Origin of the sequence: Tissierella simiarum, from assembly GCF_018917865.1 — a bacterium.
GTDB classification, from domain to species: Bacteria; Bacillota; Clostridia; order Tissierellales; family Tissierellaceae; genus Tissierella_C; species Tissierella_C simiarum.
This window is the reverse complement of the sequence record NZ_JAHLPM010000006.1, coordinates 99,228-123,944: the sequence shown is the minus strand read 5'-3', so window position 1 is coordinate 123,944 and position 24,717 is coordinate 99,228. Positions and strand designations below refer to the sequence as shown.

Here is a 24,717-nt window from a genome sequence, read left to right as displayed (position 1 = left end):
CTAGAATCGTCTCCAAAGTTTAAGGTCTTTTTCCTATTCTTAATAATATGTTAAGAAACTGAACCCAGCACTATATTTGCGTAAGTTCAGTTTCTTTGAAAATAGACTTCTTTTAGAAGCCTTGACTTTTAAGCCAATCGTCAGCAGACTTTTCATCAGTAAAAATCTCTGGTTCCATAACGCCTGAACCGCTTTTTTTCATCTGCATCTTAATAATACTACTTTCTACTACAATAGCTGCCTTCTCTAAACCATTTTTTGCAGACCAAGAAACGTGTTTATTGATTTCATCTGTGATGTTTGAAGTCTTATAGCTTTTCAACTCACTTAATTTAGCCCAAGGTTTGCCACCAAGAAGAGGTCCAATTTTTGTAACATATTCATTGTGCAGTCTCTTATAGTCTTCTGCCTGCCATAATCCTGTAACGTACTCATATACTATTCTTCTTTTAGTGTCTACCTTAACTTCATACATACCTTTTGCATCTTGAATTATCATATTATCTCCTCCTAATTTTTCTTAGTTCCTTCTAAAGCTTTAAATCTATCTGCTACAGGAGCTGGTTCACTCCCGTCAGTAATTAATTCAATTACACACGGACCTTCTAAGTCTTTTATAAATTCACCTACACTGACTAACTCCTCTAAAGTAGAAATCTCTATAGACTTTATACCTATAGCGTTCATCATACTACTAATAGAAATTCTTTGCTGTCTGAATCCTTCTACAGCTCTTCCATACAAGAATTTATGTCCATGCTCCACATATCCTAACATAGCATTGTTAATTACAATATAAATAATAGGCATCTTATATTCCTTAGCTGTTAAAATTTCCATTCCGTTCATAAAGAATGAACCGTCTCCAGTAAATATAGCCATTGGTCTATTCGGTTCAGCTAAATGTGCACCTACAACACCTGCTACTCCAGAGCCCATAGCTCCATAATTTAAACTAATATCAAAATCTCCCTCCGAAGGCATTGGAAGATATTTGAACAGGAAGTTCATGTATTCTCCAATATCAGAAATATAATAAGTATTTTTAGGGAGAATTTCTGTAATTCTCTCTAAAACTAATCTAATAGATAGACCAGTATGATTTTGGACATAGGATTCATTTACTAAGGACTTTTGAAATAACCCGTCTTTTGCTTTTACACCTTTTACTAATGCTGGAATAACATCTTTTAAATCATGGTAAACTTCTACATCGGTCTTAAAAACTTTTCCTAATTCTTTCTTATCCCAATCCACATGTATAACCTTCTTATCCTTTACCAGCACTGGATTGTAGTTACGAGTAGCTGATTCGCCTAAGCTAGAACCTAATACTAGAACACAAGTAGCAGGACTAGTTTCTACATAAGCTGTAGAAGCATCTGTTCCGGAGAACCCATAATTTCCTAAATTTAAGTAAAAATCCGTAGGTATAATTCCCTTTCCTTCTGGTGTTGTGATTATAGGCCATTGTAGCTGTTCACTTAAAGCCATCACTTGTTCTGATAATCCTCTGCAGCCTTTCCCGACCATGATAATTCCATGTTTTTCTTCGTTTATTACTTCTATGGCTTTTTCTATAGCTCCATCATCAAATATAATCTTCTCTGGTATTGCTACTTGCTCAGGAATTAATTCTACAAGCTCAGAAATCTGTATATCAATAGGTATAGATATATGAACAGGACCCATAGGTGGAGTTAAGGCAATCTCCATAGCCTCTTTTAGAGTAGATAAGACGCTTTTCTCATCAAGTACAGTTTTACTATATTTAGTGATAGGTTTTAATATTTCTTCTGTATTTAATTCTTGAATAGCACCTTTGCCGATTTGCCATCTATGAACATATCCTGTAATAAATAGAACAGGAGCCTTAGATCTCATGGCATCTGCTATACCATTTACCATATTATTAGTTCCAACCCCGCCTGCAGCAATACATACACCTATCTTTTTGGAGATACTAGCATATTTTGCAGCCATATAAGCCGCCCCTGCTTCATTCTTAGTAATAATAGGTTTAATATTTACATCATTAACCCCATCATAGATAGCACTAACAGTACCTGCAGACATACCAAAAATATATTCTACATTATTTTTCTCTAAGTATTTCATAATTGCATTAGCAACTTTCATATCATGCTCCCTCCTTAATTTATATTTTATCTATTCATATAATCTTGGATCAAAGCCTCACATTTTTCTATTTCTTCAAAAGTAAACTCATGGGGTTGTCCTATAGATGCTATACATACAATCCCTTTTAAAATTTCATCTTCCATAACAGGAACTACCAAAATACTATCTATGCCAAATAGAAAGAATGCTTTTGAGGAAAGTTTGTCACTCTTAACGTCAGAAATGGCAATAGGTTTCTTTTCCTCTGCAATCTTCATAAGTATTTCATGCTCATCTATATAGATTACATTTTGGGCATGAATATCTTTCCACTGTTCTGCAGATAGTACATTAGTTTTGGTCTTATAAATAGGCTTAAGTCTACCATCCCTTATTTCATGATATCCTATATCTTCAATTCCAGTAGTATCATGTATTTTTTCAAATAATTCAACTAGAAACTTTTCTTGCATTTTCTTCCCTTCCTTTCTTATGTGCCATAATCATAAGGAACATACAAAATAAAATGGAAAAATTTACAACAAAAAATAGACAGCATCTAAGACATGCTATCTATTTTTCATAGCAGAACTTAGCAGCTTGGCAATCATAGAACAAGTTCCTTAGACCCATGGCTTTGCGTCCCTATCTTTCGATAAGTTTGCCCTTGTTAAATTCATGTTTTTATATTGTTAAAGAGATTATACCATATTTTTCTGTTTAATTGTGTCAATTTTTGTAATATGGTCGTGTTTTTTGCACAATATATGAATTATATGTATTTTTTTGAAATCTATTTTTAAACAAATCCAATTATCTACAGTTAAATTTTAAAGTCTATACCTTGGATATAAGGCAAGACACTATAATCTACCTAGATAAATGAGATTTAAATTTATAATTTATAGATGTTTTTAAACTATACAATTTCCTACTTTAGCCCTAGATAAGACTTTATAGAACTTTCTTTTAGTGGAATGGTTCTTTAAACATATACTTTAAATACCCTATCTAATTAGGTGACCCTTTCGATATTACTATGCTGGTATCACTAAACTTTTCATAAAAAAATCTATCTCTTCTAATAATACAAAGTAAAAAGTGAATTAAAATTAGTAAATTTATAATAAGCTGCAATATTACTATAATAATAATTGCATATCCAATATCCGTATATTCATTCATCGTAGCTACAGAAGATAAAACCCTGTTGACACCAAATACTCCAAAATACAGAGTGGTATATCTTATAAATATTTCACTAAACTTTAATTTACTCTCTTCTCCCTTAATCTTTATGCTCGTAAGCCAATTCCCTATTGTCTTACCATTAGTTAAATATGCAATTAAAATAAAATATATAAAATATATAGTTCCTTTATAAATAATATTATCTTCTATTTTAGGAATTAGCCTAACTATATTGATATCTATTAGAAATGCTAATCCTCTTCTAAAATAGCTTACCCTCATTTCTTGAAGATTTATATTCTTATCAATCTCATCTGTATTTGGAAGGAAAAAAGTAAACATAGGCGTTATTACATATCCAATATATCCTCCAAGAGTATTTAAAAATAAATCATCAACATCAAAGAGTCTATAAGGCGCATTATAAATACCATATAATCCAGTAAGTTGTGTGACTTCAAAGAATAGAGAAACAAAAAATGTAGTAGCTATAGTCTTCTTTAAATCTTTTTTAAAATAATACCTTAAATAAACTCCAAGAGGTAAAAGTAAAATTGCATTAAAAACTGCTTGTAAAAAGGCCCTTTCAGTTAATAAATACTTATATGTTGAAGGCTTATTAAAAACCACGCTAGTCTCTCTAAGAATATCATGAATAAATGAAAAAGGTACTAAGTTATAGTGCTGGGTACCAGGTCTTTGTAAGCTCTTTATATCTCTTGTTTGTGGTAAAGGTAATATTATTAAATAATACGCTACAATTAAATATAATAAAAAAGAATACAAAATAAAAATCCTAAACTTATTTATATATCCATATTTTTTATACTGATAAATTGCAAAGGGAAAAGTAAAAAATAATGCTATAAATGGGAATGTAATAAAAGCAATTTTTATAGGAAATAAATATGACTCCATAAAAGTCCTCCTCAATTTATTTGATATAGGTCGTTCTACATTTATTATTCATATTTGTATCCATAAATATTGCATAGCTTTAAAAATAAAATTAATTTTATTAATTTTTTCTCAAATATAGTAAGAATTAATGTTTAAGGTTAATTATACAATGATAATTTTAATATTATGTTTAGACATAAAAACCTGCTAATAAAAATAAGACCTACCTAAATGGTAAGCCCTTATACAAATATTGAATATCCCAATTGCAAGTTGTGTAAAAAGTGATAATATATAACGTTATATATTATGCTCATTTGTCTTTATCATATATCTTAAAACTGTTTTTAATTTATCTTTCTTAGTTTTTCTTGCATCAGATAAGTATATCTCTCTGTGAAACATACATCTCCTTATATATCCATTTTCATTTATATAATCTATCATCTTTTGAAAAGAAACTGGTTCATTATCATAAGAACCATTGTGCATGATCTGAACAGATAAGCTGTCTTCCATTTCATCAAAATATGCTTCTTTCAGTAATGGATGTGGTTTCTTTTTATTTGCAATTTCAAATGCTTTTTCCACTACTTCATTTGTAATAAAATCAGGTTGTCGTATCATAATTGTGTAAAGCAATTCATCTTTGTTTAGGATATCACTTTTTTTACCTTCTTCAGTTAAGTCCCAAATTCCTTCTAACGGATATACAGTATACTCAAAATATCCATCTGGGGTAAAACCGTTTTTAGACATCATTCTTACCGCATAGGCTAATGAATATAAAACGCCTATTCTATCAGAAAAATCCACATCATTTGGATTACCTTTCCCCTTAATTGCAAAGAACTTTTGCTTAGGTATAGTTAATAACTGTGGTTTATCCTTTGGTACATATAATTCTTTTTCGTGCTTTCTCCATTCATGCTTCATGGCTTACTCCTTTCAAAATCCATTTATAAGCTTCTTCTTCAAAATCTGCTATCTGCTCAATCATATACGATAGTCCATCAAGTTCTGCACGTTCTTCAAGCAAATATTCTACTATAAAGTCTGTCATTTGTTGTATTACAATACCACTCTTTACAAAAAGTTCGCTTGCCTTTATCCATTCTTTGAATCCATATCTTTCGCCCAGTTGCAACATTAATACGGCATATTCTTCTCTAGCCGCTTGATGTTTAATTAAATCGGCTTCTTCTTTCATTAATAGACTACTTGGTAAAATAGGTATTGTACCTGTATACATTACAATGTGCTGAAGTGATTCTTCATATTCTTCTTTTGTTAACTCTTCTTGCCAACGTTCAACCTCCTTACTAAGTTTTCGCATCCCATGAATTCCACAAAATCCTACCCTTGAATCAAGCATTTGGTTCGCTTTATTTCTAAATCCATTAATAGCAATTTCTCGAACGCTCTTTAGTTCATCATTAAATTCAATGTAACATATAGCATTCTTATCTGAAAGTGAAGTCTTTTCAATATTTAGGGCCTTTTCAAGTGCTCCATATGATATTTTTTGTATATCTTTTATTCCACAATCATATACATATACACATTTTTCCTCGTCATCATATCCTACCATTAATACATAGTGGATTGGAATATGTTCTTTATAATAAAATTTTGGATAGTATTCTAAATAATACATATCTAGACATCCTAAAACTACTGGTTTTCCCTCATCAATCTGCTCTTTTGCTTTCTTCATCGCATATTCAAATTTTCTTCCTTCAATATGCTTATACTTGAACCCTATTGTATCACAGATTGACTGATACATTTTCTTAGTTCTTCCATCATTCCAACAGGCCATTCTTTTAGGATTTCCCCGGCTAAATTTTAAATAAACAAAATTGCCAATTCCACTTAAACAAAAGAAAAAATAATCTGGAACTGCTTCTCCAGACTTCCTCTGATATAAATCTTCAATACCATTCCACATACAGGTATAGTCACATACCTTATGTTCTAATTCCATAATCCTTTTTGACATGTATATCCTCCTTTTATAAAGTCAGTCACATAGATGACTTCTTTAAGTAAAGGATATACCCTCGCACAATGCTAGAGTCAATAGGTTATTTTCTCTTTTTTATCGGAAAACAAACTTCTGTAATAAATTTGTCTTCATTCTTTTCATGTTCTGGTGATACATAATAAATATTAAAAACCGGTCCACATATTTCAAACTCATTTTGTATTATCCACTTTGCCAGATATAAGTTTATATCTTTGAGCCTGTAATATCCCCCTTGAAACGCTAATGAGACCACATCACATGATGATACGTCAAAAAACCTAATTTTATCTGTATCTTCCATAACTTTTTCTACTGTTCTCTGAACTTCCACATCTATATAATTGTCATCAAAATTAATTTCATGTTGAATAGCTATAGCATAATCATTATCTGCAAATTCAACATTTAATTTTGCACACTCGTCTCCAAGAGTTTGCCACAAAGTACCTTCATCTGGGAATTCCTCAATTTTCATTCTAAAGCTTGCCACTTTTCTAGGAGGTATTCTTTTAGTTACTATGGAAAACGCAAAGTTTTCTTCTTTCTCTAAATCATTAAGTGCATTTTCCATTTGAGATAATTGCCTTTTAATTTGTTTTATCTCTTGTTCCTTAATAATAATCTTATTTTGTAATACCTCTTTTAATTTATCTAGTTGCATATTTTCCAATTGCATATTCGATATTTCTTTTAAACCAAATCCCATTACTTTCAATGCTACTATTTGGTTAGCTATTGGCAATTGTTCTTTACTATAATAACGATACCCTGTTGATTCATCTATATACTTAGGCTCTAATAATCCTATTTTATCGTAATTTCTTAACATATGAATACTTATGGAAGAAAGTATCGAGAACTCACCAATTTTAAACATTTTTTTCCCCTCTATATTCTAAATTATTATAAATTTTTTTATATTATAATTTTATCAAAAATTATTAGACTTAGATATATTTTCCCATCTTTGCTTTTAATCTTCCTACTACAGCGATTTCCTATCCTAATCTTCAAGTGTTTTTAATTTATAATCTCTGTTCTATTCATATTCATTTATGGATAGAAATCTATTTAAAAATTATTTTTATATATGATATTAAATAATCTTAGAGTATTGTCTCCTGCTTACGGGAATTACATGACTATTGTCTAATTCTATATTGTCCTTTCCTATTTTTCTTATATGTTTCAATCCAACAATATAAGATCTATGGCAACTTACAAAGATATTTTCATCCAATGTTTTCTCTATTACTTCAGTATTTTTCCGATAAATTTTTTCATTAGCCCAATTTAGCACATGTTTTTCTAAAAGCTCTACTTGAATCTTTTCATCATCACATATAGCTATATTGATTATTGAACTCATTTACACCACCTCTAACAAGCTTGATTAATGAAATTATATCATAGTTACATCTATTCTATATAAAAGGATTCAGTAAGAAAGGTTTCTATTATTGGACACTTTTACTTAATTTTTTCAATTGAAATTTCTAGGACTTGTCTTTCTAGCTCTAACTTAGACGACATGTTCATTTCTCCATAGTATCCTAGCATCAAAGGGATTTTATATATAGGTTTTTAGATAATTCACGGAGTCTATCCTCGTCTAATATATATACGGTTTTATGCTCACATCTTATAATTGATTTTGATTCAAGCTCTTTAAATGTTCTATTTAAGTGTCTATAAGTTGTTCCCAAGAATTGAGCAATTTCTTTGAATGATGAATTTAAGATTATATAATCTTTATCTGTTATATGTTCAACTAGATAGCTGGATAATCTATTTATAAGGGGATATACAAAATTGTATGAGCTATTATTAATGGTTGCATAAAGTTTTTCACTTAAAGAGTTTATTAAATGGTGTAAAAACTTTAGATTATCTAGGTATTTTTTTCTGAGTATGTCTGCAGGTATGGCTATTAAATAAGTATCCTCTATTGCATCAATATTGCAGAGTATAGGAATGTTTTTTAAAAGCTCTAAATCTCCTATTGAATTAAATTCTTTATAAAACTTTAAAAGCATTGATTTACCATTCTCAAAAAGATATGAAATTTTGATTTTTCCGTCTACAAGTAAATAGTAGTATTCAAGGTTAGACTCTGCTTCTAATATATATTCATCTTTTCCATAAAAATGAAGTTGTGCATATTTTAATATATCTTTATCGAATATGTTCTCTATATTATGCTTAACAACATAGTAGTCTAAAAGGTCATTGTTTAAAATCTTTCTCATAATTCCTCCTTAACATGACATATGTCATATGCAAATTTATATAAATATTGTATTTTATTTATAAAGTTGGGTCAAGTGCCTACAAGTTATATTATAGAATTATCAAAACTAATTATATAGGAGGACTATTATGAAATACGAGATTATAATATTTGATGCAGATGAGACTTTATTTGATTTTAAAAAGTCTGAAAAAGATGCTCTTAAAAATACTATGCTTGAATTTAATATAGAATATGATGAAAATTATCATTTGAAAATATATAAGGATATAAATACAGCTATATGGAAAGAGTTTGAGAGTGGACTCATTACTCAGAAAAAATTAAAGGTTGAAAGATTTAGAAGATTATCTGATAGGTTAAATGCTGGATTTGATGAAAATAAATTTGCGAAATCATATATGAAGCATCTATCCTATTCATCATTCTTATATGATGATAGTATACGCCTTATAGAAAGTCTTCACAAAGATCATCAACTTATTATAATTACTAATGGTCTTACGGATGTTCAGGATAATAGAATAAGAAAATCTATTATATCAAAATATTTTGAGAATATAGTGATATCCGAGGAGGTCGGAGTATCAAAACCAAATCCTAAAATATTTGAACATGCTTTAAACAATATAAAGCATAATGACAAGAGCAAAGTATTAATAGTAGGAGATAGCTTAACATCTGATATACAAGGTGGAATAAATTTTGGTATAGACACATGTTGGTTTAATTCTAATAAGATTATAAATAATACTGAAATAAAACCCACTTATGAGATCTTTAGTCTGATGGAACTTAAGGATGTACTTGAAAAATAGATATAGATTAATAAAGAGGCTTCCTTAAAATGATTTAAAAATCGTTTTGGCTACAGCCTCTTTTCTATAGAATTGATCTAATAAAATTTTTACATTATATTTATTTTAGTCCTCCATAAGTATAGTTTCCATGCCATAATAGATCTAAAAAATATATTATTTAAATAAATTAATTTATTTAAATCTATAATTTTAACTATAATATTCTCTATCCCTTTATATAGGGCTTTGCATATAAATTTTTATGTGCATTAAATTTCTTAGCTTGAGTTTTCCAACCTTTATCCGCTATTAATGTATATAACCATGTAGGTATTAAATTACTTGACATCATATTAGTAGCTTCCAGAGGAATACTTTTGTTATTAGCTATAGCATCTAGAGCTATATCTAGAGCTTTTACTATATTTCTAGTCATACCTCCTAAATCCTTAATAGGCATACCATTTATTGCAGGTCCACCTCCCATAGCAAATCCACCGAGCCACTGAAAATCAGCTTTATGTGCAAAATTCTTACATATCTTAAGGGCAGTGTCATTATGAAAAGATTCAGGAAACCCACTATTTACAATAGAAATCATACTTTGATTTTTAACATTTTCCCTTTCCTCTCTATTTTGACCTATAAGCTCAAAAGCCCTAATTAACGGTGATGGCAGACTATCTACATATAAAGGAGAAGAAATTATAAGTATATCAGTATCATTAATATTATAAAAAAGTTCTTTTACATCATTTTTTAGTGTAGAAAGTATATGAAGTTTGTTACATCGATATCCATTTTTACATAAGCCTTCTAATAAATAGTTTCCTAATGATTCAGAGGTACTTTTCTTTAATTTAGGGCTTCCTATCAATAGCAAAGCCTTTTTTTCATTTAACATGTTCTTACCTCCATAATATTTAACTTTTCTTTTAATTGATATTTAATATCCTTTCCTGAAATATTCTTTATGGTTCCTCCACTAAAAGAATTGTACCAATTTAAGCTATTTCTTTTAATAAGACTATTAAATATTTCTTCCATCTCATTATCTTCATGTGACATTATGCCTAATACAATTACATTTGGATAGCTTTTATACCGTTCTTTATGATGTACTTCTCCATTAATTTTTTTAAAAAAGGGAAGAAGTAAAGGAATGGTCCTATCTAAAGCTTTCTTTAACTCAGATGAATATCCACCATATACAACAGGAGTAAGATAAATTACTATATCTCTGTTAATAATAGTTTCTGTAAGTATCCGTCCATAATCATCTATCACACAGATTCCAGGAGATTTTACCCAACAACCAAAACAGCCTATGCATTCTCCTATTTCCTTTTCATGAAGTAATATAGATTCTACTTCATGACCTTGTTCAATGAGTATCTCCTCAGCAAGTTTATTTATTGTTGTCATGCTTTTATCTCCTTTTAATGCACCATTAAGTATCAATGCCTTCATTTCTAACTACCTCCCACTTTTATTTAAATCATCTAAAAACTTTTCGTACCAACCAACCATGAATTTTAAATGATCTATTCCAAAATAAAGTGTTGACATCTCAAAATATCCTGCTTCACACTTAATTTCAGTTTCAAGTTTTTCAAGTTCTTCTAACTTTTTATTAACATCTTCAATAAGTTGTTCTATAAGCTTTGAAGCTTTTTCTTTGGGAAGTTTTTCATAAAAAAATATTTTGACAAGAATATCTTCATAGGATCTCATAAAGTCTATAGGCTCTTCCAGCCATTTAATAAATATATCCTCTCCAGTTTCATTAATAGTATATATCTTCTTATATTTCCCATTTTCTATGACCTTCTTGGAACTTATTAATCCATCATTTTCTAATTTATTCAATGCAGGATAAATACTTCCAAAGCTTGCATTCATAAAGTTTGAAGTACTTTGAGCCATTATCTGCTTTATATCATACCCTGTTAATTCTTTATAGGTTAAAAAACCTAGGATTATAAACTTTATCACTTTTATCATTCCTCTCTAGTCTTTAGCGACTGTGTATCTATATAATATATATCGCATTGATATATATTATATAGATATGTAAAAGAAAAGCAAGAGTAATATTAGATTTCTAGAACTTTTAGATAGAATTTTATATTTAAATAAAAGAACATCCATCTTTAAAGATAGATGCCTAGTCTAAAACTTTCACTATATTTATATTTTCATCATACTTAGTACTTAATTTTTTATTTAATTAAGTAAAAAATATGAAAAAGAGCTGTGGAAACAGCTGTGGAAACAGCTCTTTGATTAATTAATATATAGAACAATTCATCAATAAAATATGTCTACTATATTAGTATAAGTGAACCTTTAAAATATTTAAGATTATATTCACTGATAATTACCATTTCGAGAGCTTAAAATAACTAAAAATTATTTTTATACATTATATTAACTGGTTTAATAATTTTAATATTTATTCAAAATATGTTAAGAAAATCTTTATGTCAGTAGTCGTTGCTTCCCTTGTCGTATAATCGAAGCTTACACTTATATTAACCTTGTCTATTTCAAAAGATATAACACCAACACTTCCATCTGGATTCTCAAATTCTTTAAAATCTTCTCCTTTCCCTTCGAACGCCTTTTTTACATCTTCTACTTGCATCCCTTTTAAGTTAACACCATCTACTAGAATATTGTCTGTATTATAGCTTGCACTACTTGATGGATCTTTATATTTTATCTCGTATTCATTAACGATACATTCTTCAAGAGGAATAATATCTTTTGTATTATTTAAAAAGCCTACCATGCCCACTATGTCATTGTCCTTACTTACATAAGCTGCTACATCATAAGTCATAGCTGGCATTGTCCCTCCTGCAATATCTTGTTTTAAGTTTCTATCTAATGTTACTTTATACCCTGCATCAATAAAGGTTTGTAATGTTGCTTCTCCAAGTAAAATCTCAGTACCATCTACACTCATATGTAATGGCTCAAATCGAGGTTTTTTTTCACCACATCCCGTAATTGAACCTACTAAAAGTATACTTAATAAAATCATTGCTATTTTTTTTGTTTTAGACATGTAATTATCTCCTTTTCTGAAATGAAGTTGTAAACTTTAATGTTTAGATATCTAGCTGCTCAAAATGTTTCCAGATATAATCATACTGGGTCATAACAGAAAAATCAAGAATATAAAAATAGACCTCTAATCTAAAGAGGTCTTCACACATTTATAGAAAAAATAAAAATTTTTACTTATTTTTTATGATAGGGTTTCCTATATTAAATTGGTTCGCAAAATAAATAGAATATATTTAATATAAGTATAAATCAGTAATTTTCTGTATATCTTATTTATTATATTAAACTTTTTTTCATCTCTAGCAAGTAGTTTTTTCTAATAATGAAGAAATATATAATTTGAACGATTAACATAATTCCTATCACCTGCAATGCTGGGACAGTTATTTCGATGCCCAAACTATATTTTAATGCACTTATAGCAAATGCAAAGTGCACTACAGCAACTATATAAGGAAGCAAAAATAGTACCCCTATTTCAATGTTTAGTATCTTTTTTATTTCTTTAAAAGTTAAGCCTATTTTATTTAACTGTTTGTATTTAGTTTTATCCTCTATAATATCCATATAGCACTTGTTATACAAGAAGCTTCCCGTTGTTACAAAGAATATAAGCCCGATAAATATTGTACTGAACAAAAGTACCCCATAAGCTATTTTTGTACTTTCTAGTATATATGCTTTCAAGAAATTATTATACAACTTATTATTTTCGTCAATACTTTCAAAGTTATTATAAAAATTTTCGCATATATCTAATGTATCCTTATAATCCTCTACATTTAATGCTCCAAAATAGTACTTAACACCATCTATCCTTTCATATACCTCATCTTTAACTACATATACATCTCTATAATTAACTACATTTACATCTCTATAAATTGCCGGAAGTATTCCTTTATCACTCTCTTTTGTAACCTCCAGTTTTATGTTGTTCAGTCTAATATTTTTTCTTTTATCTGCAGAGAAAGATGAATACTTTATAGTTTCACGCTCATTAAAGGGAATAGTATTTAAAGCCAGTGTTGATGCTAATTTTTTATAGGAAGTTTCGTTAATTATAACTACTTCATCTATGTCCCCATTAGGAATAACAAACTTTATTTCGTCATTAGCTTTAGTGTAAGATATCCCTTGAGCTCTCAGTGAATTTTCAATAAAATCAGCTTTTAAATCAACTTCATCTTTATTCTCATAAGTATTAGAAAAGAAAAACGCTTGTGGAAATTCTCTGCTTATTTGGTATTCCTTATCTCTCCAATAAGCATATACTGATCCTATTGCTGAAAGGGCAACCGTTGAAGTTATTGTTATTAGGAAAAACATTCTGGTATTATCTTTTATCCTGTATAATAAATTTGAAACCCAAAGCATTGTAGTTTTTTTCATATATAAGTTTCTATTTCTCTTTAGTAATTTGATTACAAACACGCTCAATTGAGAAAATAATAAATAAGTGGCAACAACAACCATTGTAGTTACAGGTATTATTCTATGAGTTATTGTTTTTATACTGCTTGTAACTGATAGAAAGTATCCTACAGCTAAAAGCACTATACATATGATAGCAAGAATAATAGAGGCTTTTGGTTCAGGTCTTGGTCTTTTAGTTCCCTTTATTAAATTTAAAACTTTATCTTCTTTTATAATAAATGTGCAAAAAGTTGAAATTACTATTCCAATTATTACAAAAGCACTAAAAGTAATAATCATGGCTTTAACAGGGAAATAAAACTTTAGTGCATTATATCCTAAAAGCTTTCCGCTGGCAGCTAAAAGTATCTTAGAGAAAATTAATCCCAGCAATATGCCTGCAACTGCTGCTACTGAACTAATAAGCATATTTTCAATACGTATCATCTTTTGTACTAGCTTTTTTGAAGCACCTATAATGTAAAGTATTCCAAATTCTTTATACCTACTTTTAAGAAAAACACTTATGGAATAAAATACAAAGAAACATAAAAATAGATATGCAATTACCGTTGTCACATAAAATGAATTTTTTATGTGCTGAGGAAATAAACTTACCTTAAAATCGGGGTGAAATATGAGCATAGTAAAAGAGAATAATAAGGCTGCCGATATGGTGCTGCTTAAAAAGTATGCAAAATATGCTTTTGCATTTCTCTGCACATTTTTAGTTGCAAACTCTCTAAGATTCATTAGTTACTACCTCCCAACAGTGCAAGCACATCAATAATTTCCTGATAAAACTGCTGTCTGCTGTCCCCTCTATAAATCTCATTATATATAGCTCCATCTTTTATAAATAAAATTCTGCTGCAATAGCTGGCAGATAGAGGGTCATGGGTTACCATAATTGTAGTTACTTTTTCCTTTTCATTTATTTTTTCAAACAATTCCATTACTGTTTTAGCTGCTTTAGAATCCAAGTTGCCAGTAGGTTCATCTGCTAATAATAAAGTAGGATTATGAATTAATGCTCGTGCGATTGCTGTTCTTTGAGCTTCTCCCCCAGATATTTCAAATGTTCTCTTATTTAGCAAATCCTCTATTCCAAGTATCTTGGATATTCTGTTAAGCTCATCATCCTGTTTTTTAACCGGTATACCATCTAGTGTAAGTGGAAGTACTATATTTTCTCCCACAGTTAAGGTATCAAGCAGATTGAAATCTTGAAATACAAAGCCTAGTTCTCTCCTTCTAAATAAGGCAAGTTCATCCCCCTGCAGCCTTAAAGGATTTTTATTTTTTATTGTTATTTCTCCTGAGGTTGGTTTATCTACTGTTGAAACCATATTTAACAGTGTTGTCTTACCGCTTCCTGATGGCCCCATAATCCCTACAAATTCACCATCTTCTATAGAAAAACTTATATTATTTAATGCACTGAATAATACCTTATTTCCATATACTTTACTTAAATTACTTACCTCCAAAATTCCCATTCTATTCACTCCTATTATGTTAAAGTTATAATCCTAGTTAATACTAATATTCCTAGTAAAATCCCTACTGCTATTCTATATAACGCAAACCCCTTCAGTGGTTTCTTTTTCAGAAAGTCCACAAACTTTTTCATAACTATTAAAGCTACTAAAAAAGCTACAATAAATCCAGAAATTAATGCAATCCATAGAGTTGGTGTCATTATGGAGTAGTCAAATTCAAATAAGTCCTTTCCGGAAGAACCTATCATTGCTGGAATAGCTATGAAGAATGAAAACTCTGCCGCTATGGGTGTAGATAGGCCTGCAATCCATCCACCCATGATTGTAGAAGCACTTCTTGACATTCCCGGCCATAAAGCCAAAAGCTGTAACAAACCCACCTTAATTGCTTGTCCTGGTGTCATATTATCTATGTCTTCTACCTTACGAGCCTTATTTCTATATATCTTCTCAAGTATTATTAATAATACTCCTCCAACTATAAAACCAACTATAACAGCTTCAGGTATGAACTTTGATTTTATTTTATCGTAAAACATCAATCCCACAATAGCCATAGGAATAGACGCCACAATAACATTTATTCCAAATCTAAAACCTGTTTCTCCTTTTTTTCCCTGGGTAAATATAAAGCTAAAGAATTCAACTATACTCTCCTCAATCTTTTTCCAATACAAAACAACTACTGCCATTATGGCTCCAAGCTGAATTACAACTTCAAACATCTTAGCAAATTCTCCGTCGAAGCCAATTGCCCATCCTACTAATATCATGTGACCTGTAGAAGATACCGGTATAAATTCAGTTAAACCCTCTACTATAGCAATTATAATAGCCTTTAATATAAAAATTATATCCATTAGATATCACTCTCCTTTAAAACTGATAGCAATAGTTTATAATAATAATGCATATACTGCTATCTACGAAGCTTACGGGAATGTGACATGCATGTAAGATTTTATGCTTAAAAAAGGCAAATAAATAGTTACCTATCCATTTGCCTTTTTAAATTTAATTGTAACCATTGTCCCCTCATCAACAGTAGATTGTATTTCTACTTCGTGTCCCAAATTTTTGGACACCTCCTTAGTTATATATAATCCCATACCGGTAGACTCTCCATATTTACGTCCATTTTCTCCTGTAAAGAAAGGATCAAATACCCTTTTTATATCTTTCACAGGAATTCCTATTCCTTTATCAATAATATTCAGTCTAATCTCTTTTTCATTTTCAGACGCATTTATAATTAATTCTTTTCCTTTACCCTTAGAATATTTTACTCCATTAATAATGAGCTGCCCTAACACAAACTTTAACCACTTAGCATCACTATAAACTTCAATACTCTCATCTATCTCAATTCTTGGTATTATTCTATTCCTTATAAAAATCTTCTTTTCTTCATTTACAATATCCCGAGTCAGTTGCTTTAAAGAAATTCTTTCTACTAAAAAATCCTTTTGGAAAGAATTTAGTCTAGCGAAATGTAACACCATTCTTAATCCTTCCTTTAACTTATTGACCTCATCTTGCATGTTATCATATTTCTCTTCTCCTTCAAATTCTTGAAGTATCAGCTGTATTGCTGAAAGAGGGGTCTTCATTTGATGCACCCACTGATTTATAAACCTTAAATGTTCCTTATGAAGTTTATCTCCTTTTTGAATTTGAGCTTCATATAAGCTGTGCAAATCTTTTAATACCTGTGAAATACTCTGACTTAAATCTGAAGTACCAAAATCTAAAAAAACATTATTTAAATCAGTGACCCCACCCTCTAGCAACCGGTATAATTGTCTGTTTTGATAATATCTAAAAGCTAGAAAGCACAGCAAAATAAAGGTATTAAACATAAATATATAAATAATCTCACTAAATCCTATAAATCCATTAAGATTAGAGTATATTATTGTAAGAGCTAAACTTAAAAAATATATAGTTATATACTCTTTGTTATGCTTCAAAAACAATTTCATACTTACTCCTCACTACCAAGTTTTATTTAATCTATAACCTGACCCTCTTATTGTTTCTATTCCCTTGTCTATTCCTAGAGCCTGCAGTCTTTTGCGTACTCTGCTAATATTAACACTTAAAGTATTCTCCTCTACGAACTCCAAATCATCCCATATCTTTTCTAAAAGCAAATCTCTTCCCACAACTTTAGGATATTTACTCATAAGACATTCCAGCAATATACCTTCTCTTTTAGTTATAATTAATTTCTCATTTTTAAATTCTACTTCTGATCTTTCTGGATAAAACTTAAGACCTTCAACTTCAACGATTCTTTCCTCTGATTTGGCTGCGTAGTCACCGAAGGCTCTTCTTATTTGACTCTTTATCTTAGCAATAACAACATCATAATAAAAAGGTTTAGTTATATAATCATCTGCTCCGCTTTCTAAAGCCATCACTTGATCCATTCCACTGTCCCTTGCTGATATAAATATTATAGGAATTTTTGATTGTTGTCTTATTTTTCTGCACCAATAAAACCCATCAAACTTAGGCAAATTAACATCTAGTAATACTAAGTTTGGATTGAATTCATTAAAGCCAATCATTATATCATCGAAGTTATTTGCTGTTCTAGCCTCAAAACCATACTTATCTATATGTTCTTGTAATAAAGTACTTATTAATAAATCATCTTCTACAATATATATTTTGTATTTCATTTTAATATCCTCCTAATTTATATCGTAATCAGGATACATTATTAACTTAATTATACTACTCACCTTTGAATATTTAAACTGGGTAAGCTCGATCACCTGAATATCATATTCTTTTCTATCTACATGTTGCCTTTATCTTTTATCTAATAATTGGATTAAGAACTTACATTAGGTTTAGTTTCCCTTATCCAATAAAAACGTAATCACCTGCAGATGGTCATGGATATGCATGGCGAAGATGAGCTACATTGGCCCTCTATACAAAAATCTCTATTATTTATGGTACATTCATCATACATAATCCAAACACTATATAAGATAACATATAACATATAAATAGTCCTCACCTCTATTTATGATACCATCTAACATATAATACTAACCTTAATAAAAGATATTATAATTAAATCAACTTAATTTGTACTTAAAGAACTGAATAGAATTATTCTTTCATCTTTATATTTACCTTATCACATAGAGTATAACAAATAAAAAATCTCATTTACTCTATCTTTTTATATAAACTTTATAGATTCTTTATAATTAGATGTTAGATTATGTATAGAATCTAAAAGGAGGAAGAAAAATGACTTTAGAAAGCAGTAAAAAAGGATTTACAGGATTTCAGATTAAATTTTTAGCTCTTATATTTATGTTGCTTGACCATATACATTATTTCTTTGAATTTACAGGAAAAGTACCTGTTATATTTTCATGGATCGGTAGATTAGCAGGAGGATTGTTTCTATTTACAATGATAGAAGGATATACTCATACTTCTAATAAAAAGAAATATTTTACAAGAATTTATTTAATGTCTGCATCTATGGGACTTATAAAGTATATAATTCAAATCTCACCTCAGCTTCAAAGAGGAGATGGATTTTATCCTGAAAATAGTATATTCTCAACTTTTGTAATTTTAATTATTATATTTAAGGGAATAGATTATATAAGAGAGAAAAAATTATTTAAAGGTATTGGGCTAATCTTATTACCATTTATAACAAGCTATAGCTTCAATCTTTTACCAAAGGCAATAATGCCATACGCTTATATTTTAGCATCTACTTTAATCCCTTCTCCATTTCTAGTTGAAGGTGGATTATACGTGATTATTACTGGCGTTATATTATATTCATTTCGTGAAAATAGAAAATTACAAGGTACAATCTACGGAATATTTGTATTAGCTTGGATGGTAGGTCTTCCTTTAATTTATATTAGACCTATTAGCTTAAAACTCATGTTTACAGATTATTACGAGTGGATGAGTGTATTTGCATTGATTTTTATGTTTTTATACAATGGAGAAAAGGGTAAATCTATGAAGAGATTATTCTATATATTTTATCCTGCACACATCTATATACTATACATTCTATCCTTCTTATTATATAAATTTAAATATTAGACCTTGGAGGTAAATATGGAAACAATTCTAATTATCGATGACGAGCCAGATCTTGTTATGATAATAAAAGATGTATTAGAAAATAATAATTACAATGTGTTAACTGCATATAATGGTTTTGATGGAATTGAGTTATCTAAGAAAAAGCCAGACTTAATAATCTTAGATATTATGATGCCTGATATAGATGGATTTAATGTATGTAATGCAATTCGTGATAATGTAAGTTGTCCTATATTATTTCTTTCAGCAAAAGATTCAGAAGCCGATAAGATAAAGGGTTTAGCTATTGGCGGAGATGATTATATTACAAAACCTTTTAGTTTAAAAGAGTTAGTTATGAGAGTTAAAGCTCATTTGAGACGAGAAAAAAGAATTCTAGCTAAGGATGATAAAGAGTTTTTACAGTTTAAAAATTTAAAAATAGATCTTAAGGGAATGACCGTCACAGTTAACGGTAAAGACTTAAACCTTACTAAAAAGGAGTTTGAGATAGTCGAACTCCTAGCTCTTTATCCAGGACAAGTTTTTTCAAAAGAACAAATATATGAAAAGATATGGGGATTTGATGGAATGGGATACAACTCTACTATTACGGAGCATATTAAGAAAATCAGGTCTAAGATTTCAGATATTGATGATAATAACCAATATATAGCTACAGTTTGGGGTGTTGGCTATAAATGGGATTTAAAATGATGCAAGGCAAAAGTTTAAAATATCAATTTATATTAGCTTTCATAAAGATAATTACCTTAAGTTTTATTCTATCTGTGCTAAGCTTTGTAATATGGTTTAAAACTTTTGAATATATTCAATACCCAGCTAACTATTACGAAAATCAATTGCCCAATATTATATATAAAATTAATGAAAAATATGAAGCTGTTTTGGATAAAAGTTTTGAAGATGAAATGAATAAAATTGTACCAAGTAAAGGAATCTCATATCAAGTTTTAGATAGTAATGGAAACTTAATATACGGAAATATTAAAAATTCCTTATTTAAAAATGAAAGGGAATTATATGAGAACTTAAACTCCGTTATAAACTTGAGAAATAATAATTTTGCTAGAGTCGTACCCGTTTTCAATAAAGATAATCATATTAAAGGTGCAATCATACTAAAATACCAACTTAGAACTACTCAAAAAATAAATAATTCCTTAATATTTAAATTATATAATTTAATCATCTTTATACCTTTTGTATATATCGTAATCTTTACAATATTATATTCTAGAAAACTGACTAGAAACTTAACAAATCCTATTAAATTATTAATGGAAAGTTCAGAAAAAATTAAGAATAAAGATTTAGATTTCTCTATAGATTACAAAGAAAACAATGAAATCGGAAAGCTTTGCAATGCTTTTGAGGAAATGAGAGTTAATCTTAAAGACTCTTTAATAAAGCAATGGGATTTAGAAGAAAAGAGACGAGAAAATATAGCAAGTATTGCCCATGATTTAAAGACCCCCCTTACCATTGTAAATACTTATTCTGAAGCCTTAATAGATGGTACAGTTATGGAAGACAAGTTTAAAGATTATATAGAAGTAATTAAAAGAAATAATGAGAGAGCTTTAATCTTATTAGACGATATGAATAAAATATCTACTATTGAAAATCCTAATTTTGCTTTAGATCCTATAGAAATTAACATTATAGAGTTTTTAAAATTAAAAGAAAAAGATTACAGACTTTTATGTGACGAAAAAGGAATTAATTTTAAAGTAGATATTATAGATTTAAGAGAAACATCTCTTATTGATAAATTTGATATCAAATCTCTAGAACAAGTCTTAGATAATATTATATCCAATAGTATTAGATATACAGAAAAAGGTGAATCTATAAAATTAGATATTATATGCAAAGATGATGAAATAGAATTTTCCATCATAGACACTGGTAAAGGTTTTAGTAATGAGGATTTAAAAAATCTTTTCAACAAATTTTATAAGGGAGATAAATCTCGTTCATTTACAACAGGTCATTCTGGCTTAGGTATGTATATAGCTAAAACTATTATTGAAAAACATGGAGGAAATATTAAAGCTGAAAACAATAGTCCAAAGGGAGCTATTATTAAATTTAATATAAAGCCAAAATCATAAGCATTGCGCCTTAAGGCGCTTTTTTATTTCATTAAACACATAAATTTCTTACCCACCATCCCTATACCAGAAACGTCTATTTTCATAATAAGTCTTTTTCTAATTAGCTTTTTTATGAAATGATTATATGTTGTTGTCTAAATGGAGTATAATGGTCTTTATAGAGCAGACAACCTTAAAAATTTATATTAGACTATTTAGTAATATCTATATATTCACATATGTAAATTATCTACTTTCATTTCACAGTTAAATAAGATTAACTGTGAATGATAAATACTATTTTATAAAGGATCTGATCTAATCTTTTATGGAAAAGCCATTTGAATTTAATAGAACTTAAAGCGGAAAGGTGTGTATAAAATGTCATGGGAAGAAAAAACTTTTTTTGGTGACAATATAACTACTTTTTGTCAGAGTGAAGATTGTACAATTTACCGAATGAAAGACGAATCTGGTGACGGTATTATGACAGCAATTAAGGTATTCCCAGGAATTACTTTAATATATAATGATTTTCATATACAAAATTGTTCCTCACAATTTCATACAAACGCTGATTTCCTTTGCATTGATTTCTGCCGTGAAGGAAGAATTGAATGGAAATTAGACAACGATACCTACATCTACATGAAAGCTGGAGATTTGCAAATAAACAGTCGAGAAAACCATATTCAAAACTTTGGATTTCCTCTACAACATTACCATGGAATATCATTAGTATTTCATATTGAAGAAGCAGAGATCATCACAAAACTATATGGAGGATTTTCTATTGATTTGGCTACTTTAAGTAAAAAATTTTGTATGTTAAATAGACCTTTTATTACTCAAGCAGATGAAGTAATAGCACATATCTTTTTGGAGTTCTATAATATACCCAATAAAATAAAAGATGATTATCTAAAAATAAAGATTTTAGAATTACTACTCCATTTAAGCGTTCTAGAGGTACCAAAAAATTTTGATGAAAGACCATATTATTATAAAACTCAAGTTGAAAAAGTAAAGGCAATTCAGGAATTTATTACGAAAAACTTAGAAGAACACTATACATTAAATGAACTTTCAGAAAAGTTTAGTATTCCTTTGACCTCGATGAAACTATGCTTTAAAGGCGTATACGGAACTTCAATATATTCCTATATACGAACATATCGTATGAACAAAGCTGCCATTATGCTGAAACAAACGAAAGAAAACATTTCTGAGATAGCTCATAAGGTTGGGTATAATAACTCCAGTAAATTCGCATCAGCCTTTAAAGCCGTTATAGGAAAATCGCCAAAAGAATATAGGAATTCTATTGTCTAAGTGGAGCATTATGGGCCCCTTGGAGTAGATATGTTGCTCAAGATAAAATATAATTGGGAATAGTTAGAGACGACTAACTATTCCTATTTTTATGAATTTTAATTTTAGAAAGGAGACTACTATGAATCAAGAATCTTGGTTAAAGACTGTTGTGAGATTTGCAAAACCGTGTAGGAGAAAACTGATTTTTTCTATTTTTTTAGAAGTTATCAGTGTAGGAGGAGGTATAGTTCCCTACTTTGGAGTATATCAGATAATCATTCTATTTTTTGAAGGAAAACAGACTGTACAAGATATATTATTTTGGACATCCATTTGTCTTTTAGGGTATGTAATTAAATTGTTATTCCATGCTTTCGCAACAACACTATCTCATATTTCTGCTTATACCATCTTAGAGGGGATGAGAATGGCTATGGCAGATCGGTTAATGCATGCACCCCTTGGTACCGTATTAAATCAAACAGTAGGAAGTTTAAAAAGCATTATAGTTGATAGAGTAGAAACTATAGAACTTCCCCTAGCCCACTTAATTCCAGAAGGTTTTTCAAATTTATTATTACCTATTTGCGTTTTTATTTATCTTTTCATAATAGATTGGCGTATGGCACTAGCATCAATTATAACGGTTCCCATTGCATTTATTACATATGGCTTTATGATGAAAAATTTCAATGAAAAATATCATGACTATATGGAAGCTAGTAATTATGTAAATGGAGTTATTGTAGAATACGTAGAAGGAATAGAGGTCATTAAGGCCTTTAACCAATCCACAACCTCCTATGAAAAATTTGAAAAAGCGATACACTCTTTTAAGGAATACACCTTAGATTGGTTTAGAAGTACATGGAAATTGATGAATTTTGGTGGAGCAGTCTTACCTTCTACTTTGCTTGGTACATTACCTATAGGAATGATTCTTTATAAACAAGGAAGTTTAAGCCCAGCAGAACTTACTATGTGTATGATTTTATCCTTGGGAATCATAGGACCATTAACAAGCTTTACAGTATTCATTAATGACTTAAAATCTATTGAATATGCTGTAAAAGATGCCGACGAATTGCTTAACCTAGAAGAACTGGAAAATACAAATAAATCCACCTCTATTAAAGGATACGATATTGAATTAAATAATGTTTCATTTTGCTATGATAGTACAGGAAATCATTGCAATAACAATGTATTATCAAGCTTAAGTTTAAATATTCCCCAAGGAAATTTCACAGCATTAGTTGGACCATCTGGTAGTGGTAAGTCTACCATAGCAAGACTGATTGCTCGTTTTTGGGATGTAAGTGAAGGCGAAATAAGAATAGGTGGCACAAATATAAAAGAAATTCCCCTTAGTCAATTAGGTGATATGGTAAGCTTTGTTACACAGGATAACTTCTTGTTTAACTGCTCATTACTTGAAAATATTCGCTTAGGTAATCCAAAAGCTACTGATGAGGAAGTCTTACAAGCAGCCAAATCTGCATGTTGTGATGGGTTTATCTCCAATTTTGAAAAAGGCTACCATACTAGTGCTGGTGAAGCTGGAGGAAGACTATCCGGTGGAGAAAAACAGCGAATTGCTATAGCACGTGCAATATTGAAAGATGCCCCAATTGTAATTCTTGATGAAGCAACTGCATTTACTGATCCAGAAAATGAAGATAAAATCCAGAAATCTATTGCTGCACTTACGAAAGGAAAGACATTGTTAGTTATTGCTCATAGATTGTCTACTATAAAAAATGCAGATCAAATTATTGTTCTAGAAAAAGGAAAAATTAGAAATAAAGGTACTCATGAAGAGTTATTAAGAAAAGAGGGACTTTATGAAGATATGTGGAAAGCACATATTGGAGCAAAACTATGGGCAGCCAATCAAGAATTAGGAGGAGTATAA

General features: G+C 29.5%; 24 protein-coding genes and 1 riboswitch. Of the genes, 6 read left to right on the top strand and 18 right to left on the bottom strand.

Annotation, left to right across the window (positions count from 1 at the left end; all coding sequences use genetic code 11):
* Positions 1 to 112: 112 nt before the first annotated feature.
* The 9 genes from KQI42_RS08670 to KQI42_RS08630 all read right to left on the bottom strand — a co-directional run bounded on the left by KQI42_RS08670 (position 113) and on the right by KQI42_RS08630 (position 8,490).
* Positions 113 to 499: a hypothetical protein gene (locus KQI42_RS08670; protein ID WP_216518865.1), complete on the bottom strand. Its 387-nt coding sequence runs from the start codon at positions 497 to 499 to the stop codon at positions 113 to 115.
* An 11-nt stretch (positions 500 to 510) separates the two neighbouring features.
* Entirely contained in the window at positions 511 to 2,139 is a 1,629-nt protein-coding gene (locus KQI42_RS08665; RefSeq protein ID WP_216518863.1) for a thiamine pyrophosphate-binding protein, read from the bottom strand.
* Between the two features lie 26 nt (positions 2,140 to 2,165).
* Positions 2,166 to 2,594 carry a GAF domain-containing protein gene (locus KQI42_RS08660; protein ID WP_216518861.1) on the bottom strand — a complete coding sequence of 143 codons (429 nt, stop codon included), beginning with the start codon at positions 2,592 to 2,594 and terminating at the stop codon, positions 2,166 to 2,168.
* Between the two features lie 118 nt (positions 2,595 to 2,712).
* A riboswitch (cyclic di-GMP riboswitch) is annotated at positions 2,713 to 2,797 on the bottom strand.
* Between the two features lie 335 nt (positions 2,798 to 3,132).
* Entirely contained in the window at positions 3,133 to 4,230 is a 1,098-nt protein-coding gene (locus KQI42_RS08655; protein WP_216518859.1) for a VanZ family protein, read from the bottom strand.
* Between the two features lie 282 nt (positions 4,231 to 4,512).
* On the bottom strand, positions 4,513 to 5,148 hold the full coding sequence (locus KQI42_RS08650) for a GyrI-like domain-containing protein (RefSeq protein WP_216518857.1): 636 nt from the start codon (positions 5,146 to 5,148) through the stop codon (positions 4,513 to 4,515).
* Positions 5,138 to 6,214: a BtrH N-terminal domain-containing protein gene (locus KQI42_RS08645; RefSeq protein ID WP_216518855.1), complete on the bottom strand. Its 1,077-nt coding sequence runs from the start codon at positions 6,212 to 6,214 to the stop codon at positions 5,138 to 5,140. Before KQI42_RS08645 ends, KQI42_RS08650 begins: the two co-directional genes overlap by 11 nt.
* An 85-nt stretch (positions 6,215 to 6,299) precedes the next feature.
* A complete protein-coding gene (locus KQI42_RS08640) occupies positions 6,300 to 7,118 on the bottom strand; it encodes a MerR family transcriptional regulator (RefSeq protein ID WP_216518853.1) in 819 nt (272 codons plus the stop codon).
* Positions 7,119 to 7,337: 219 nt separating this feature from the next.
* On the bottom strand, positions 7,338 to 7,610 hold the full coding sequence (locus KQI42_RS08635) for a LytTR family DNA-binding domain-containing protein (RefSeq protein WP_216518851.1): 273 nt from the start codon (positions 7,608 to 7,610) through the stop codon (positions 7,338 to 7,340).
* 190 nt (positions 7,611 to 7,800) lie between these two features.
* Positions 7,801 to 8,490 carry a Crp/Fnr family transcriptional regulator gene (locus tag KQI42_RS08630; RefSeq protein WP_216518849.1) on the bottom strand — a complete coding sequence of 230 codons (690 nt, stop codon included), beginning with the start codon at positions 8,488 to 8,490 and terminating at the stop codon, positions 7,801 to 7,803.
* Between the two features lie 130 nt (positions 8,491 to 8,620).
* Between KQI42_RS08630 and KQI42_RS08625 the strand changes: the two genes are divergently transcribed.
* Entirely contained in the window at positions 8,621 to 9,310 is a 690-nt protein-coding gene (locus KQI42_RS08625) for a YjjG family noncanonical pyrimidine nucleotidase (protein WP_216518847.1), read from the top strand.
* Between the two features lie 208 nt (positions 9,311 to 9,518).
* Here the strand turns inward: KQI42_RS08625 and KQI42_RS08620 are convergent, their stop codons facing one another.
* The 9 genes from KQI42_RS08620 to KQI42_RS08580 form a co-directional block, all read right to left on the bottom strand.
* Positions 9,519 to 10,196: an NAD(P)H-dependent oxidoreductase gene (locus tag KQI42_RS08620; protein ID WP_216518845.1), complete on the bottom strand. Its 678-nt coding sequence runs from the start codon at positions 10,194 to 10,196 to the stop codon at positions 9,519 to 9,521.
* Entirely contained in the window at positions 10,190 to 10,762 is a 573-nt protein-coding gene (locus tag KQI42_RS08615) for a flavodoxin family protein (protein ID WP_216518843.1), read from the bottom strand. Before KQI42_RS08615 ends, KQI42_RS08620 begins: the two co-directional genes overlap by 7 nt.
* A gap of 6 nt (positions 10,763 to 10,768) precedes the next feature.
* Positions 10,769 to 11,296 (bottom strand): PadR family transcriptional regulator, encoded by a 528-nt coding sequence (locus KQI42_RS08610; RefSeq protein ID WP_216518841.1) that lies wholly within the window; start codon positions 11,294 to 11,296, stop codon positions 10,769 to 10,771.
* A 451-nt stretch (positions 11,297 to 11,747) separates the two neighbouring features.
* The gene (locus KQI42_RS08605) at positions 11,748 to 12,365 is read right to left on the bottom strand and encodes a hypothetical protein (protein ID WP_216518839.1); all 618 of its coding nucleotides are present in this window, start codon (positions 12,363 to 12,365) and stop codon (positions 11,748 to 11,750) included.
* 278 nt (positions 12,366 to 12,643) lie between these two features.
* Positions 12,644 to 14,536, bottom strand: coding sequence for an FtsX-like permease family protein (locus tag KQI42_RS08600; RefSeq protein ID WP_216518837.1), 1,893 nt, complete (start codon positions 14,534 to 14,536; stop codon positions 12,644 to 12,646).
* Positions 14,536 to 15,282 carry an ABC transporter ATP-binding protein gene (locus KQI42_RS08595; RefSeq protein WP_216518835.1) on the bottom strand — a complete coding sequence of 249 codons (747 nt, stop codon included), beginning with the start codon at positions 15,280 to 15,282 and terminating at the stop codon, positions 14,536 to 14,538. Before KQI42_RS08595 ends, KQI42_RS08600 begins: the two co-directional genes overlap by 1 nt.
* Before the next feature lie 14 nt (positions 15,283 to 15,296).
* Complete coding sequence (locus KQI42_RS08590; RefSeq protein ID WP_216518833.1) at positions 15,297 to 16,145, bottom strand: undecaprenyl-diphosphate phosphatase; 849 nt, start codon at positions 16,143 to 16,145, stop codon at positions 15,297 to 15,299.
* Between the two features lie 132 nt (positions 16,146 to 16,277).
* Positions 16,278 to 17,267: a sensor histidine kinase gene (locus KQI42_RS08585; RefSeq protein WP_216518831.1), complete on the bottom strand. Its 990-nt coding sequence runs from the start codon at positions 17,265 to 17,267 to the stop codon at positions 16,278 to 16,280.
* A 12-nt stretch (positions 17,268 to 17,279) separates the two neighbouring features.
* Positions 17,280 to 17,972 carry a response regulator transcription factor gene (locus KQI42_RS08580; protein ID WP_216518829.1) on the bottom strand — a complete coding sequence of 231 codons (693 nt, stop codon included), beginning with the start codon at positions 17,970 to 17,972 and terminating at the stop codon, positions 17,280 to 17,282.
* A 586-nt stretch (positions 17,973 to 18,558) separates the two neighbouring features.
* On the opposite strand from KQI42_RS08580, the gene KQI42_RS08575 reads away from it, so the two are divergent.
* The 5 genes from KQI42_RS08575 to KQI42_RS08555 all read left to right on the top strand — a co-directional run bounded on the left by KQI42_RS08575 (position 18,559) and on the right by KQI42_RS08555 (position 24,717).
* A complete protein-coding gene (locus tag KQI42_RS08575) occupies positions 18,559 to 19,386 on the top strand; it encodes a TraX family protein (RefSeq protein ID WP_216518827.1) in 828 nt (275 codons plus the stop codon).
* A gap of 15 nt (positions 19,387 to 19,401) precedes the next feature.
* A complete protein-coding gene (locus tag KQI42_RS08570; RefSeq protein WP_216518825.1) occupies positions 19,402 to 20,085 on the top strand; it encodes a response regulator transcription factor in 684 nt (227 codons plus the stop codon).
* Positions 20,070 to 21,506, top strand: a complete 1,437-nt coding sequence (locus tag KQI42_RS08565) for a sensor histidine kinase (protein ID WP_216518823.1) — start codon at positions 20,070 to 20,072, stop codon at positions 21,504 to 21,506. The genes KQI42_RS08570 and KQI42_RS08565 overlap by 16 nt, the downstream gene beginning before the upstream one ends.
* A gap of 363 nt (positions 21,507 to 21,869) precedes the next feature.
* On the top strand, positions 21,870 to 22,820 hold the full coding sequence (locus KQI42_RS08560) for a helix-turn-helix domain-containing protein (protein WP_246566273.1): 951 nt from the start codon (positions 21,870 to 21,872) through the stop codon (positions 22,818 to 22,820).
* A gap of 91 nt (positions 22,821 to 22,911) precedes the next feature.
* Positions 22,912 to 24,717, top strand: coding sequence for an ABC transporter ATP-binding protein (locus tag KQI42_RS08555; protein WP_246566270.1), 1,806 nt, complete (start codon positions 22,912 to 22,914; stop codon positions 24,715 to 24,717).

What these genes read in the sequence shown, in the direction of transcription:
- KQI42_RS08590 (WP_216518833.1), bottom strand. Translation starts at nt 16,145, where the DNA reads ATGGATATAATTTTTATATTAAAGGCTATTATAATTGCTATAGTAGAG.
- KQI42_RS08595 (WP_216518835.1), bottom strand. Translation starts at nt 15,282, where the DNA reads ATGGGAATTTTGGAGGTAAGTAATTTAAGTAAAGTATATGGAAATAAG.
- KQI42_RS08650 (WP_216518857.1), bottom strand. Translation starts at nt 5,148, where the DNA reads ATGAAGCATGAATGGAGAAAGCACGAAAAAGAATTATATGTACCAAAG.
- KQI42_RS08560 (WP_246566273.1), top strand. Translation starts at nt 21,870, where the DNA reads ATGTCATGGGAAGAAAAAACTTTTTTTGGTGACAATATAACTACTTTT.
- KQI42_RS08555 (WP_246566270.1), top strand. Translation starts at nt 22,912, where the DNA reads ATGAATTTTAATTTTAGAAAGGAGACTACTATGAATCAAGAATCTTGG.
- KQI42_RS08610 (WP_216518841.1), bottom strand. Translation starts at nt 11,296, where the DNA reads ATGATAAAAGTGATAAAGTTTATAATCCTAGGTTTTTTAACCTATAAA.
- KQI42_RS08575 (WP_216518827.1), top strand. Translation starts at nt 18,559, where the DNA reads ATGACTTTAGAAAGCAGTAAAAAAGGATTTACAGGATTTCAGATTAAA.
- KQI42_RS08615 (WP_216518843.1), bottom strand. Translation starts at nt 10,762, where the DNA reads ATGAAGGCATTGATACTTAATGGTGCATTAAAAGGAGATAAAAGCATG.
- KQI42_RS08580 (WP_216518829.1), bottom strand. Translation starts at nt 17,972, where the DNA reads ATGAAATACAAAATATATATTGTAGAAGATGATTTATTAATAAGTACT.
- KQI42_RS08670 (WP_216518865.1), bottom strand. Translation starts at nt 499, where the DNA reads ATGATAATTCAAGATGCAAAAGGTATGTATGAAGTTAAGGTAGACACT.
- KQI42_RS08585 (WP_216518831.1), bottom strand. Translation starts at nt 17,267, where the DNA reads ATGAAATTGTTTTTGAAGCATAACAAAGAGTATATAACTATATATTTT.
- KQI42_RS08625 (WP_216518847.1), top strand. Translation starts at nt 8,621, where the DNA reads ATGAAATACGAGATTATAATATTTGATGCAGATGAGACTTTATTTGAT.
- KQI42_RS08655 (WP_216518859.1), bottom strand. Translation starts at nt 4,230, where the DNA reads ATGGAGTCATATTTATTTCCTATAAAAATTGCTTTTATTACATTCCCA.
- KQI42_RS08635 (WP_216518851.1), bottom strand. Translation starts at nt 7,610, where the DNA reads ATGAGTTCAATAATCAATATAGCTATATGTGATGATGAAAAGATTCAA.
- KQI42_RS08645 (WP_216518855.1), bottom strand. Translation starts at nt 6,214, where the DNA reads ATGTCAAAAAGGATTATGGAATTAGAACATAAGGTATGTGACTATACC.
- KQI42_RS08660 (WP_216518861.1), bottom strand. Translation starts at nt 2,594, where the DNA reads ATGCAAGAAAAGTTTCTAGTTGAATTATTTGAAAAAATACATGATACT.
- KQI42_RS08620 (WP_216518845.1), bottom strand. Translation starts at nt 10,196, where the DNA reads ATGTTAAATGAAAAAAAGGCTTTGCTATTGATAGGAAGCCCTAAATTA.
- KQI42_RS08600 (WP_216518837.1), bottom strand. Translation starts at nt 14,536, where the DNA reads ATGAATCTTAGAGAGTTTGCAACTAAAAATGTGCAGAGAAATGCAAAA.
- KQI42_RS08630 (WP_216518849.1), bottom strand. Translation starts at nt 8,490, where the DNA reads ATGAGAAAGATTTTAAACAATGACCTTTTAGACTACTATGTTGTTAAG.
- KQI42_RS08565 (WP_216518823.1), top strand. Translation starts at nt 20,070, where the DNA reads ATGGGATTTAAAATGATGCAAGGCAAAAGTTTAAAATATCAATTTATA.
- KQI42_RS08605 (WP_216518839.1), bottom strand. Translation starts at nt 12,365, where the DNA reads ATGTCTAAAACAAAAAAAATAGCAATGATTTTATTAAGTATACTTTTA.
- KQI42_RS08570 (WP_216518825.1), top strand. Translation starts at nt 19,402, where the DNA reads ATGGAAACAATTCTAATTATCGATGACGAGCCAGATCTTGTTATGATA.
- KQI42_RS08640 (WP_216518853.1), bottom strand. Translation starts at nt 7,118, where the DNA reads ATGTTTAAAATTGGTGAGTTCTCGATACTTTCTTCCATAAGTATTCAT.
- KQI42_RS08665 (WP_216518863.1), bottom strand. Translation starts at nt 2,139, where the DNA reads ATGAAAGTTGCTAATGCAATTATGAAATACTTAGAGAAAAATAATGTA.